The sequence below is a fragment of the Azospirillum sp. OGB3 genome (assembly GCF_014192915.1).
Classification (GTDB): Bacteria; Pseudomonadota; Alphaproteobacteria; order Azospirillales; family Azospirillaceae; genus Azospirillum.
Genome location: NZ_JACHYN010000008.1, coordinates 174415 through 187245, shown reverse-complemented (window position 1 = coordinate 187245; position 12831 = coordinate 174415). Strand labels below are relative to the sequence as shown.

General features: G+C 68.0%; 12 protein-coding genes and 1 pseudogene. 8 read left to right on the top strand and 5 right to left on the bottom strand.

Annotated elements, in window-relative coordinates; all coding sequences use genetic code 11:
- The first annotated feature begins 37 nt into the window (after positions 1 to 37).
- Entirely contained in the window at positions 38 to 1123 is a 1086-nt protein-coding gene (locus tag FHW79_RS17650) for a hypothetical protein (protein WP_247884463.1), read from the top strand.
- A gap of 22 nt (positions 1124 to 1145) precedes the next feature.
- On the opposite strand, the gene FHW79_RS17645 is transcribed toward FHW79_RS17650, so the two are convergent.
- Positions 1146 to 1421: a phage envelope protein gene (locus FHW79_RS17645; RefSeq protein WP_183180160.1), complete on the bottom strand. Its 276-nt coding sequence runs from the start codon at positions 1419 to 1421 to the stop codon at positions 1146 to 1148.
- A 142-nt stretch (positions 1422 to 1563) separates the two neighbouring features.
- Here FHW79_RS17645 and FHW79_RS17640 point away from each other — a divergent pair.
- The 5 genes and pseudogenes from FHW79_RS17640 to FHW79_RS17620 form a co-directional block, all read left to right on the top strand.
- Positions 1564 to 1809 (top strand): annotated as a pseudogene (locus tag FHW79_RS17640) (methyl-accepting chemotaxis protein); the annotation flags it as partial.
- A 262-nt stretch (positions 1810 to 2071) separates the two neighbouring features.
- The gene (locus FHW79_RS17635; RefSeq protein WP_183180159.1) at positions 2072 to 2848 is read left to right on the top strand and encodes a transporter substrate-binding domain-containing protein; all 777 of its coding nucleotides are present in this window, start codon (positions 2072 to 2074) and stop codon (positions 2846 to 2848) included.
- Positions 2849 to 2855: 7 nt separating this feature from the next.
- Positions 2856 to 3674: a transporter substrate-binding domain-containing protein gene (locus FHW79_RS17630; RefSeq protein ID WP_247884462.1), complete on the top strand. Its 819-nt coding sequence runs from the start codon at positions 2856 to 2858 to the stop codon at positions 3672 to 3674.
- Positions 3675 to 3687: 13 nt separating this feature from the next.
- Positions 3688 to 6726: a response regulator gene (locus FHW79_RS17625; RefSeq protein ID WP_183180158.1), complete on the top strand. Its 3039-nt coding sequence runs from the start codon at positions 3688 to 3690 to the stop codon at positions 6724 to 6726.
- Between the two features lie 44 nt (positions 6727 to 6770).
- Positions 6771 to 7178: a response regulator gene (locus FHW79_RS17620; protein ID WP_183180157.1), complete on the top strand. Its 408-nt coding sequence runs from the start codon at positions 6771 to 6773 to the stop codon at positions 7176 to 7178.
- A 24-nt stretch (positions 7179 to 7202) separates the two neighbouring features.
- Here FHW79_RS17620 and FHW79_RS17615 read toward each other — a convergent pair whose 3' ends face one another.
- The gene (locus FHW79_RS17615; RefSeq protein WP_183180156.1) at positions 7203 to 8432 is read right to left on the bottom strand and encodes a hybrid sensor histidine kinase/response regulator; all 1230 of its coding nucleotides are present in this window, start codon (positions 8430 to 8432) and stop codon (positions 7203 to 7205) included.
- 366 nt (positions 8433 to 8798) lie between these two features.
- Here FHW79_RS17615 and FHW79_RS17610 point away from each other — a divergent pair, with 366 nt between their 5' ends.
- Both FHW79_RS17610 and FHW79_RS17605 read left to right on the top strand, forming a co-directional pair.
- Positions 8799 to 9044 carry a hypothetical protein gene (locus tag FHW79_RS17610; RefSeq protein WP_247884461.1) on the top strand — a complete coding sequence of 82 codons (246 nt, stop codon included), beginning with the start codon at positions 8799 to 8801 and terminating at the stop codon, positions 9042 to 9044.
- Positions 9041 to 9478, top strand: a complete 438-nt coding sequence (locus FHW79_RS17605; protein ID WP_183180155.1) for a hypothetical protein — start codon at positions 9041 to 9043, stop codon at positions 9476 to 9478. The genes FHW79_RS17610 and FHW79_RS17605 overlap by 4 nt, the downstream gene beginning before the upstream one ends.
- A 47-nt stretch (positions 9479 to 9525) precedes the next feature.
- Here the strand turns inward: FHW79_RS17605 and FHW79_RS17600 are convergent, their stop codons facing one another.
- From FHW79_RS17600 to FHW79_RS17590, 3 genes are read right to left on the bottom strand one after another with little or no spacing between them, the layout of a single operon-like run.
- Positions 9526 to 10302, bottom strand: a complete 777-nt coding sequence (locus tag FHW79_RS17600; RefSeq protein ID WP_183180154.1) for an SDR family NAD(P)-dependent oxidoreductase — start codon at positions 10300 to 10302, stop codon at positions 9526 to 9528.
- A gap of 55 nt (positions 10303 to 10357) precedes the next feature.
- Positions 10358 to 11284, bottom strand: coding sequence for an SMP-30/gluconolactonase/LRE family protein (locus FHW79_RS17595; protein ID WP_183180153.1), 927 nt, complete (start codon positions 11282 to 11284; stop codon positions 10358 to 10360).
- Positions 11281 to 12816: a tripartite tricarboxylate transporter permease gene (locus FHW79_RS17590; protein ID WP_183180152.1), complete on the bottom strand. Its 1536-nt coding sequence runs from the start codon at positions 12814 to 12816 to the stop codon at positions 11281 to 11283. Before FHW79_RS17590 ends, FHW79_RS17595 begins: the two co-directional genes overlap by 4 nt.
- Positions 12817 to 12831 lie beyond the last annotated feature (15 nt).

Sequence of the window (12831 nt, the reverse complement as noted above, 5' to 3'; positions counted from 1 at the left end):
TCCTCACTGTGCTACAGTGCCGCCGGAAGGAGCCCTCATGCCGTCTGAACACCCGTCGCCCGAAGCCTCTCAGCCCAGCCAGGATGTCCCCGAACCCCTTTTGAAGCTGGGCGACGCGCCCCGGCCGGCCGCCATGCCCGACAGCCTCGCCGCGGATGTCGCGGGCTGGCGCTTCGTCCTGCGCAGCCCCGTGGCCCCCAGCTTCTATTCCAAGCCGGGAACACCATGGCAGACACCACCGGAGGGCTGTCTGCGGGCCAGCGACCGTTGGAACCTGGACGGAGCCTTTCCCACCGACCGGCCTGTCGAAAACGGCGCGCAATGGGCAATCGCGCGGTTCGAAGGTGGTGTGTGGCGTGTGGAAAGCTGCGTTCCCGCAGCCCCCCGCCCGGCGGTGCGCGACCTGCTGCGCCTGCGGGTGGACCGGCTGACCGCCGCCCGTCGCTGGACGCACGGTGACCTGGAGCTTCTGAGCGGCCTGCTGGATGGCGGGACCATGGCGGAGGCGACCCTGCTGGCTGGCGACGATGGGCGGGCGCGCTCCTTGCGGTCGCTGAAGGCGCTGGGTCTGGCCGGAGCGGCCTCCGCGGACGACCCGGAGCTTCCCGACGCGGCGAAGACCCTGCTCGCGGACGGCGTGGAGAGCGTCGTCTGGCTCGACGCCGACGCGCGGGAGATCGCCGACGGCATCCTGTCCTGGCACGCCAAGAAGCAGGCGCGCGCCGCCGCGCGGGTGAGCCGGGGCGCCGAAGCCAAGCAGCGCGGCGACGACATCAAGGACGCGCTGACCAAGGCGGTGCAGCGGACCTTCCCCCGTATCCCCAAGGAGGCCGCCGCCGCCGCCGCGGCCCGGCTGGCGCCCGGCGTCAAGAAGCTGGGCCGCATGCCGGCGCTGCAACCCATCGTGGACGCGGTGGCGGAGGTGCGGCTGGAACGCTGGCGGCAGGCCGTGGCGTCGGAGCCGGAGGTGGCGAAGCGGCTGGCCGCCATGGAGGCGCGCGGCGACGCGAACCGCGCGCTCAAGCGCTATCGCGACCAGCGCGCGGTCGAGCGGGCGGAGGCCGAGCTGAAGGAATGGCGCGGCGACCTCGGTCCCGTGCTGTCCCGCCGTCTGGGCTGGTGACGGCGGAAATGGTGAACCGGCGTCAGCGCGCGCCGGGGAACCATTCGGTGTGACTGTCGCCGCTGCGGCCGTAATGGACGACCCGGCGGCCCAGGATGCTGACCGTCCAACCGGCGCAGCCGGACCGCAGCACCCGTTCGCAGAAGCCACCGTAGCGGATCATCCCGGCCTGGATGGCGCAGACTGCGGATTCCACCCCCGCGACGGCCAACGCCATGACGACCTCCGGGAAGGTGGTGCGCTCCTCGTCCGAAGCGCGGCTGCACTCCTGCAGAATGGCTGCGACCTTGGCGTCCATGACTTTTCTCCGTCCTGCGCAAGCTCTGTGGTCAATCGATGGGGATGGAGCGCAGCCCCATCCGGCGGACGATGCCCTTCAGCGTGTCCGCGATCCGCGTCCGCTCTGCGGGGTCCAGATGCCCGAAAAACTCGAATTCGTTGCAGTCGGCGAGGCCGAACGGATCGGCACGACGGTCGATCAACTGGTGGAGTCGGCAAAGCAGATCGGCTTGGTGGTCAAGATGATCTCGGACATCGCCAACCAGACGAATCTTCTGGCGCTGAACGCGACCATCGAGGCCGCGCGGGCCGGGGAGAACGGCAAGGGCTTTGCCGTCGTCGCCAACGAGGTGAAGGCGTTGGCGACCCAAGCGGCCAAGGCGACGGAACAGATCACCGAGCAGATTGAGCAGGAAGAGCAAAACCTATAATTGTGAATTATGAGAGAAGGCTCTCAACGGGCATCGCGCCGGTGTTCCGTTGCGGAAATGAAACAACCTAAAAGTTTAATGATCGGCTTGACCGATCCATTGACGGTGATATTGTCACGGGGAATCCGGAAATTGCTCCGGTGATGGTGATGACATTCAATCGGCGCGTCGCGTGCTCACGGCACCGGATCGCCGGACGTGCGCCACGCTCCGTCGTTCCGCTTTGCCGAGGCAGCCCATGCACCGCCTGATGCCGTTCCGCAACCTCGCGACCCTGTGGCTCGCCATCCTGCTTTGTGCTCCGGCATCGTCGTCCGCCCGAGCGGACGACATCTACCGGGTGCTGACCTGGAAGATGGCGCCCTACGCGATGGTGGACGAGCAGGGCAAGCTGACTGGATTCGAGGTTGAGATCGCCCGTGCGCTCTGCGACACCATGGGCATCCGCTGCGAGATCACCGCCCTGCAGTTCCCGGAGGTGCTGGATCTGCTGGACCGCAACGCCGCCGACTTCGCGGTCGCCAGCATCCTGAAGACTCCGGAGCGGATGAAGAAATACCTCTTCACCGACCGCCACAAACGCTCCAGTTCCAGCTACATCGGGCGGGCCGGCGAGTGGACGCCGGGCGCGGCGCCGGATCTGGCCGGCAAGCGCGTCTCCGTCACCCGCGGATCGAAGCAGTACGATTACCTGACCGCGAAGAACCCCGGCTGCACGGTCGTGATCTACGACGACCAGGCGGAGGCGCTGCGCGCCGTTCTCGACGGGCTGGTCGATCTGGCGCTGGCCCCGACCGCCGTCACCGTCCATCTGCTGACCAGCGCCGAGGGGGAGGCGCTGGAGGTGGTGGGCGACCCTCTGACTGAGAGTGGGCTGGGCGGCGAATCGGCGATCGCCCTGCCGCTGGGGCGCGAGGAATTGCGCGACCGGGTCAACATGGCCTTGCGTGCCATCCTGGCGGATGGGCGGTACGACGCCATCAGTTCCCGCTTCCTGCCCTTCCGGATGTACTGAGGCCCCGATGGGTTTCCGCATGCGCTTTCCCGCCGCACAGGTCGTTCCGATCATCGCGGTCCTGTTCGCCGGCCTTGCCCTGGTCCAGGCGGCACGGGCGGACGCGCCGCCGCCCGGCAAGCCGTCCCTGCGCATTGTGGTCATCGATCATTCCCCGCCCTTCAGCGACCGCGACGCCGACGGGCTGCTGATCGGCTTCAACATCGATTTCGGACGCGAGCTGTGCCGGTCGCTGGATGTGGTGTGCAGCTTTGACGCGGCCCCCTTCAAACAGATCATCGATGACGTCGCTGCGGGCCGCTACGACATCGGCTTCGGCAACGTCCTGCGCACGCCGGACCGCGAGCAGCGCCTTCTCTTCTCAATTCCCTATTGGCGGTCGAGCACCAGCCTCGTCGGCCGCCGGGGCATGCCGGAATTGACCCTCGAGGACGCCATCCGCAGCCGGCGCATCGCTTCCATCCGCGGGTCGCGGCAGCACGCGGCCCTGCTCCGTCTGGCCGACGCCGATCCGACGCTGCAGGCCAACGTGGTTCCCGTCGCGACGCTCGACGACCTGTGGGAGGCCATGCGCAGCGGACGGAGCGAGATGGCCATCGGCCCGACGCTGAACGTTGTGCATTTCCTGCTGTCCGACTCCGGGGACGGGTTCGAGACCATCGGCACCCCGATGTCCGAGGACGGGCTGGGCGGGACCGTGCACATCGTTTTCCCGCCCGGCCAGCGCGCGTTGAAGGAGGCGGTGGACCGCGCCCTGACGGCCCTGCGCAACGACGGCACCTACCAGCGGATCAACCGCAATTACTTCCCCTTCGACATTTACTGAACCGGAACCGGCCATGGCGTCCGCCCGCGACCGCAGGCATCCCCGCGTACGGCTGCAGCCCGCCATTCTCACCGGTGGTGCGATCCTGTTGGCGCTGATCGGCTTGCTCTTCCTCGGCATCGTCGCGGAACAGGGCAAGATGGAACGGCTGGCGGCCGACAGCCAGGACCGCATGGTGCCGCTGATCCTGGAGCGCCAGCGCGCCGTCGTGAATCTGGAGCGGCTGAAGCAGTCGGGCGCGATCGTTCTTTCCGCCGCCGACCCCCGCCGCCGCCGAGAAGCCCTGTTGGCCGCCCAGGCTCTGGCTTTCCACCCGACCTTCCAGTTCGATCCCACCCTGAAACGGCAGGTGACGGACGCTTATTCGGTCATCCGGCAAGTCTCCTCGGCGAAGGCGCGGCGGTTGGAAGGCGCCTCCCCCGGCGACCCCGTTCCGACCGCCGAGGAGGAACGCCTCGCCGAAGCGTGGGCGCAGACGCTGGTGGAACTGAACACGGTCGGCGACCGGCTGCTCGTTGACGTGACCGAACTGACGGCGGGACGCCTCGGCCAGATCCAGGAGCGCACCCGCCTGGTGTCGCAGGTCATCCAGTTCGCCTTCGTCGCGGTGCTGGCGATCTTCATCGCCGCCGGGCTGCTGATCCGCCGCCATGTGGTGCGGCCGCTGCTCGCCGCCGCCGACGGCCTGCGCCGCATTGGCGAGGGCGAGCGCGACATCCGGCTTCCCGGCGCCCGCACGCAGGAACTGGACAGCATCCAGAACGCCGTCGTCCGGCTGGGCACGCAGGCCGAGGAGCTGCGCCTGACCCGCGACCGGGCGGAGGCGGCATCCCTGGCGAAGGCCAGCTTCCTCGCCAACATGAGCCACGAGATCCGCACCCCGATGAACGCGGTGATCGGCCTGTCGCATCTGGCGCTGAAGACCGACCTGACGCTGCGCCAACGCGACTACCTCCTCAAGATCAGCCAGTCCGGCCAGCATCTGCTGGGCATCATCAACGACATCCTGGATTTCTCCAAGATCGAGGCCGGGAAGCTGAGCGTCGAGCGCACCGGCTTCCACCTCGACAAGGTGCTAGGCACGCTGGCCGACCTGATCGCGGAGAAGGCTGCCGCCAAGGGGCTGGAACTGATCTTCGACGTCGCCCAGAACGTGCCCAGCGACCTGATCGGCGATCCGCTGCGCATCGGCCAGATTCTGGTCAACTACGCCAACAACGCGGTCAAGTTCACCGAGCGCGGCGAGATCGCCATCATCGTCCGGCTGGAGGAGGAGGCCGGCGAGGATCTGCTCGTCCGCTTCGAGGTGCGCGACACCGGGATCGGCTTGAGCGACGAGCAGAAAAATCAACTTTTCCAGAGCTTTCAGCAGGCCGACGCCTCGACCACACGCAAATACGGCGGCACCGGCCTGGGTCTGGCCATCTCCAAGCGGCTGGCCGAGCTGATGGGCGGCTCGGTCGGGGTGGAGAGCGCGCCGGGCCGCGGCTCCTGCTTCTGGTTCACCGCCCGGCTGGGCCGCGACAAGCCGCGCCGCGTGCTGCTCCCGCGGCCCGACTTGCGCGGCCTGCGCTGTCTGGTGGTGGACGACAACGAGAACGCCCGCGTCGTGTTGACCGACATGCTGGCGGCCATGTCCTTCACCGCCGAGGCGGTCGATTCCGGCCCCGCCGCGATCCAGGCGGCCCGCTTCGCGGCGCGCGAGGGCCGGCCCTTCCGCGTCGTCCTGCTGGACTGGCAGATGCCGGGCATGGACGGGTTGGAAACCTCGGCCGGCCTCGCGGCGCTGGAGCTGGATCAGGCGCCACACCACATCATGGTCACGTCCTACGGACGGGAAGAGGTGCTGAGGGGCGCAGAGAACACGGCCATCGAAGAGGTGCTGTTCAAACCGGTCAACCCGTCGGCGCTGTTCGACGGCATCATGCGGGTTCTGGGTGCCGACGAGCAGGCTGCGGACGCTCTTCCGGTGACGGCCGTCGCTCCGGCCGACCTGTCGGGCTTGCGCGGCGCCCGCGTCCTGCTGGCCGAGGACAACGACCTGAACCAGCAGGTGGCCTGCGAGTTGCTGGGCGACGCCGGGCTGGTGGTGGAGGTTGCGGAGAATGGCGCGATTGCCGTGGCCATGGTGCGGGCGGCCCCCTACGACCTCGTGCTGATGGACATGCAGATGCCGGTCATGGACGGCATCGCGGCGACCGTGGAAATCCGCCGGTTGGGCTTCGCCGGCCTGCCCATCGTCGCGATGACCGCCAACGCCATGCAGGCCGACCGCGAGCGTTGCCTGGACGCGGGCATGAATGATTATCTGGCAAAGCCCATCGACCCGGACGCGCTGTGGACCGCCCTGCTGGCCTGGGTGACGCCCCGGCCGGGGCTGGGCGCCGAGGCCCCGGCCCCCTTCCCCGCGCCCGTTGCGGAGGAGCCGGGCGATCTTCCCACCGGCATTCCAGGGCTCGACACCGTCACCGGGCTGTCGCGTGTGCTGGGCAAGAAGCGTCTCTACCTCGACCTGCTGCGCAAATTCACCGCCGGGCAGCGCGGTGTGACAACCGCCATTCGCGCGGCGCTTGACGAGAACGACCTCGCCACGGCGGAGCGCTACGCCCACACGCTGAAGGGGACGGCCGGCAACATCGGCGCCCACCCGGTCCAGGACGCCGCCGAAGGCCTGGAGGCGATCATCCGCAACGCCCGGCCACGTCCGGAGATCGATGCACGGCTTGCCGCGCTGGAGCCGCCGCTGGGCGCCCTTCTCGCCCATCTGGACGCGGCGCTGGCGTCGATTGACGACGCCGCACCGTCCCAAGGCGGGAACGCCGCGGTGGATGCGGACGCGCTTGTTGCTGTGTGCGACCAACTCCGCCGACTTCTCCTCGACAGCGACCCCGACGCGGAGGAGGTGCTGTCCGCCAACGCGAGCCTGCTGCAAGCCGCCTTCCCCGACCGGTTCGACGCCATCGCCGATCAGATTCGCAATTTCGACTTCGACGAGGCCAGTGCCACCCTGAACGCGGCGCTGGTCGTCCGCAACGCGGCCGCCCAAGTCTGAACTGAGGCCGGCCCTGCCAGTCCCCTCCACATCGGAACGCCTTCATGGACATCGCATCGCCCGCACCGGCTCCCGCTGCGCCAAAGCCCACGATTCTCATCGTGGACGACACGCCGGACAACCTGAAGCTGCTCAGCGGCTTGCTGAAGGAAAGCTACAAGGTGAAGGTCGCCAACAACGGGCGCAAGGCGCTGGAGATTGCCGCCGCGTCACCGGCGCCCGACCTGATCCTGCTCGACGTGGTGATGCCGGACATGGACGGCTACGCGGTCTGCGCCGCCTTGAAGAAGGCGCCGGCGACCCGGCACATCCCGGTGATCTTCCTGACGGGCCGGGCCGACGAGGCCGACCGGGAGCATGGCTTCGCCCTGGGGGCGGTGGACTACATCGCCAAGCCGGTCGATCCCCCGGCGGTGCTGCGGCGGGTCGCCGCCCGCATCCCACCGTCCTGAGCGCGGTGCGTGCCCGCGCCGGCCTCAGGCCGGCGCTTCGGCCAGAGCGGAGACGCGCCGCGGCATGCGCACGACGAAGGTGGCGCCGCCGCCGGGAAGGCTTTCCACCTCGATGGTTCCCTGAAGAACCTGATGGACAAGGTTGAAGGCGATGTAGAGTCCCAGTCCCGGGAACTCGACGCCGCGGCGGGTGGTGAAGAAGGGATCGAACAGCTTGGGCAGATGCTCCGGGTCGATTCCCTTGCCATCGTCGGACAGGCGCAACTCCACCCAGTTCTCCTCCCACGGGGTGACCGACAGCGTGACGCGCCCGCTTTGGCCGGGCCGGAAGGCGTGGGCTACGGCGTTGCGGATCAGGATCGACAGCACCTCCGAGAGGGGACCGGGATGGCTGTCGATGGTCAGGCCGGCGGGGCAGGACACGGTAAGGCTGTGACCGGTCTCGCGCAGATGCGGGTCCAGCCCGAACAGCGCGTCGGACAGATAGTCCTTGAGGTCGAACACCCGCCGCTCCGATCCGGCGCGGTCCACCACCACCTGCTTGAAGCTCTGGATCAGGTTGGCGGTGCGCACGATGTTGGTGGTGACCAGCAACGCCCCCTCCCGCGCGTTCTCCAGGAAACGCGCAAGGTCGGACTTGCGGATCGCCCCGCTCTGGAATTGCGAGGCCAGCGATTCGACTAGGCCGGAGAGATGGGACACCGCGGTCAGCGCCACGCCGATCGGCGTGTTGATCTCATGGGCGACGCCGGACACCAGCAGGCCCAACGCCGCCATCTTCTCCGTCTGGATCAGATGCTGCTGGGTTTCCTCCAGCCGGCTGTGGGCGGCGCGCACCTCCTCGACGGTGGCCCGCAGCGAGTCGGCGGTGGCCTTCAACGACAGGTGGTTCTTCACCCGAGCCAGGACGATGGGGGGACTGATGGGTTTGCTGATGTAATCGACCGCACCCAGGTCGAGGCCGAACTTCTCGTCCTCCACCGAGGTGCGGGCGGTCAGAAAGATCACCGGAACGTCGCAGGTCCGCGGATCGGCCTTCAGACGACGGCACACCTCGTATCCATCCATGCTCGGCATCATCACATCGAGCAGGATCAGGTCCGGCGGATGATCGGAAAAGGCGATGCGCAGCGCGGCGTCACCGTTGTTCACCGTCTTGACCGCATAAATGGATTTCAGGTGGCTGCTCAGCAGCGACAGGTTGTCGGCGGTGTCATCCACGATGAGAATCGTCGCCTTCGTCGGTGCTCCCATGTCCGCCCCTTCCTCTTGCAGCGGAAAGGGACGATCCGTCGACCAGCCTGCAGAAACATCCTCACCCGCCGAAACGGACCTTACAACGCGATTTTTTATCATCAAAGACAATTTATCAGAGCTGTTGTTGCGATGGATTCTCCCCTCGGCTTGTTCCGCACCAAGAAAAACAACTGCATTTTATGCAATGTCCGGATTTAAAGGCGCCATTCCACGCCAGGGGAACCGGTCGGCGTCCAAGGGTGTTTCCGTGTCCGCGGGCGGCGGCCTGGGCGCGAAAAAGTGGTAGCCCGCCCCCACCCGTCAAACTGTCACAGACCACCCGTATAGTCCGTCCAACTTTGGAAATGCCTCGTGAATCCAGCCATGCCGATGCCCTCACGCACCCATACGACTCCGACCCTTGCCACGCCCACGCTGCATTGCGCCTGCTGTGGGCGCCCGTTCACCCGCACTTCCGGTCGCGGCCCCACCCCGCTCTACTGTTCGGCGGATTGCCGGACGCAGATCCGCATCCGCCAGCGGGTGTGGTCGAGCCGGCCCGGCTACGCCGTCGCAAGCGGCACGGCCAACCACCGCTCCACCCTGTTCGAGACGGCCTGCGCATCATGATGAAGCTGGTGATTCACGACCGCCATTCCGCCGCGGGACTGATCCTGCCGGAGGTCGCCCACATGCGCGACGTCGTGCACGCCCTGCGCGGGCTGGATGCGGTGGACAGCGCGTCGGTGCTTCTGGAAGCCTTCGCCCGGCGCTGCCTGGAGGCCGGCGTGGCCTTCGATTCGACGGACCCGCTGACCGCCTGTTCCTTCTGCACCCATCTGGTGGAGGTGGAGGTCCATGCGGAGGACGGGGCGGCGCCCGTCCAGTTCGTCCGGCTCTATGACCGCGACGCCGACGGCATCCTCTGCCGCCGCCATCACGGCACCCTGCACGCGGTGGCCCGGCAGTTGCGGTGCGAGGACGGCGCGCCCTTCCCCACCCTGCCGGCCATTGCCGCCAAGACGGCGGCCTTTACAGCGGGCATCCCGCCGCGCCCGCTCTGACCCAAGCGGACGCGGACGGGACAGCCGATCGTTACGGCATGTGCCCATTACGGCATGTATTGGCCGCCGTTGACGTCGAGCACCTGACCGGTGATGTAGCCGCTGCAGGCGTGTGACGCGAAGAACAGGAAGGTCGGGGCGCATTCCTCCGGACGGCCGAAGCGGCCCATCGGGAAGCCGGAGCTGATGCGGGCCTTGGTGTCCTCGTCCTTGTCGGCGTGGAAGGCCGTGTCGAAGGTGCCCGGCGACACCATGTTGAAGCGGATGCCGTCCTTCGTGTGGAAAGCCACCCAGTTCTTCTGGATGTTGTGCAGCCACGCCTTGGCCGCACCGTACAGGCCCGCGCCCGGACCGCCGCCGGTGTAGCCGGCGACCGAACCGACCGAGATCACCGAGGAGGTGGTGCCGTTCTGCGCCGCTGCGGCCTTCAGGTGCGGCAGGGCGTGCTTGGTCACCATCAGCGCCGAACGCGCGTTCAGGTCGGTCACCGCGTCGAAGAAGGCATCGTCGATCTCCGGCAGCGGCTTGCGCGCGACCAGACCGCCCGCGTTGTTGACGAGCACGTCGATGCCGCCGAAGCGCTCCACGAAGGCTTCGATCAGCGTGCCGCACGCCGCGCTGTCCGACACGTCGGCCTGGAGGAAGACGACCTCGCCGCCCAGCCCGTTCAGACGGGCCAGCGTGGCCTCCAGGTCCGCCGGAACGCGGCGGCCGTTCATGGCGACCTTGGCGCCGGCGCGGGCGAACGCCTCCACCGCCGCCAGGCCGATGCCCTGCGTGGAACCGGTGATCAGAACGCGCTTGCCCTTCAGATCGTCAAACATTCCTTGCCTCTCGTGTCTTGGTCTTGAAGTTCCCTCTCCCCTCTGGGGAGAGGGTTCAAACAGTCAGGCGGGGTTCCGGCAGGCCCTGGGCGCCGGGATCGAACATCAGGACGCGCCCGCCATGCGGGTCCTCGACGAGGTCCGCCGGCCCGCGGCTGAGCGAGGTGACCAGCATCGTCCGCAGGTCCGGCCCGCCGAAGGCGCACATGGTCGGCTTGCGCATCGGCACCTCGATGCGGCGGTCGAGTTCACCGTCCGGGGTGAAGCGCTTGATGCAGCCCTCGTCCAGGCAGCAGATCCAGTAGCAGCCGTCGACGTCCACCGCCGCACCGTCGGGGCGCCCGACCATCGCCCGCATGTCGACGAAGGGGCGGCGGTTGGTGGCGGTGCCGGTGTCCGTGTCGTAATCCCAGGCCCAGACCATCCGCACGTCGCGGTGGCTGTCGGACGCGTAGAGGGTGCGCCCGTCCGGACTGAAGGCGGAGCCGTTGGGAATGATGTAGCCGCCGGTCCCGGTGTCCGTCAGCCCGTCGGCGCGGGTGAAGCGGTGCCAGAGGCCGGAGGAGTCGCCCTTGCTGATGTCCATGACCATGCTGGACAGCCAGAACCGCCCCTGCCGGTCGCAGCGCCCGTCGTTGAAGCGCATGCCTTCCTTGGGGAAGCGGTGGGTGGCGAGGACTGTAACAACCGCCTCCCCGCCTTCCCCCGCCAGATCGACGTCGAAGACGCCGGTCTCGCAGGCGCAGACCACGCCGCCGTCCGGACGCAGGACGAGGCTGCCGATCATCTCCGGCAGGGTCCAGCGGCGGTGGGCGCCGCTGGAGGGGTCGAGCCGATGGATGGTCCGCGCCGGAATGTCGATCCAGGTCCACAGCCCCCGCTCGGCGTCCCAGACCGGATTCTCGCCGGTGCCGTTGCGCAGATCGGGATCGAAGACGGCCTCCAGGCCGATTTGGGTGACCGCAACGCCACGGGCCGTCATTTCGCGGACCCCACGGTGCCGGCGGTCGCGCCGTCCGCGGTCGGACCGTTGCCGCCGTTGCCCCGGAAGTAGCGCAGCAGCGGCAGCGCCAGGGTGATGACCGCGACGGTCAGCAGGCCGAGCGTGATCGGACGGGTGTAGAGGAAGTCCAGGCTGCCGCCTGACAGCGACAGGGCGCGGCGGAAGCTCGCCTCGGCCATCGGACCCATGATCAGGGCCAGGACGACCGGCGACGCCGGATAGTCCCAACGCTGCATGAAGAAGCCGACCACGCCGACCGCCAGCATGATGCCCACGTCGAACATGCTGTTGTTGATGGCGTAGGCGCCGACGACGCAGAGCGCCAGGATGAGCGGCGTCAGGATGGCGCGCGGCATCTCCAGCACTTTGCCCATCAGGCGCAGCGACGACAGGCCGATGATCAACAGGGCCGCATAGCAGAACAGCATGCCGGCGAACAGGGTGAACACCAGACCCGCGTGGTCCTTGAACAGCAGCGGACCGGGTTGGAGGCCCTGCATGGTCAGCGCGCCCAGCATGACCGCGGTCACCGCGTCGCCGGGAATGCCGAGCGTCATCATCGGCAGCAGGTCGCCGCCGGTGCAGGCGTTGGCGCCGGATTCGGCCGCCGCGACGCCCTTGAGCTCGCCCTTGCCGAAATTCTCCGGATTCTTGGAGAAGCGCTTGGCCTCGTTGTAGGCGACGAAGGACGCGATGTCCGCGCCGGCGCCGGGGATGATGCCGACGATGATGCCCAGACCCGACGAGCGGAGAATGGTGAAGATCAATCCCTTGAAGACGCTCCAGGGCGGGATGATCCGGCCGATGTAGACCTTGACCTCGGCCCGCGTCTCCGGCTGGCCCAGCGACTTGAAGGCTTCCGACGCCGCGAACAGGCCGATCATCACCGGAATGAAGGGAACGTTCAGCAGCTCGTTGAAGCCGCCGGTGAAGCGCGGGAAGCCGGCCATCGGGTCGAGGCCGACGGTGGACAGCAGGAGCCCGAGGAAGCCGGCGATCAGCCCCTTGACCAGGGAGTCGCCCGACACGCTGGTGATGATCGACAGGCCGAACACCGCGAGCGCGAAGGACTCGGCAGCGGAGAATTCCAGCGCAATGCCGGCCAGCAGCGGCGCCAGGAAGATCAGCATGAAGACGCTGAGGAAACCGCCGAAGCAGGAGGACAGCGTCGCCGTGCCCAGCGCGAGGCCGGCTTGGCCCTTCTGGCTCAGCGCGTAACCGTCCATGGCGGTCGCGGCGGCGGCCGGCGTGCCCGGAATCTTGAGCAGGATCGCGGTGATCGAGCCGCCGAAGATGCCGCCGAAGAACACGCCGCACAGCATCAGGATGGCCGAAACCGGGTCCATGCCGAAGGTGAAGGGCAGCAGGATCGCGACGCCCATGGTGGCCGTCAGGCCGGGCAGCACGCCGATGATGATGCCCAGCGTGACGCCGATCAGGGCGAGCAGAAGCGGCAGGGGTTCGTTGGCAAGGTTGGCGAAACCCTGAAGGAGCATGTCGATTTCATACATCTTCCATCTCCTCGC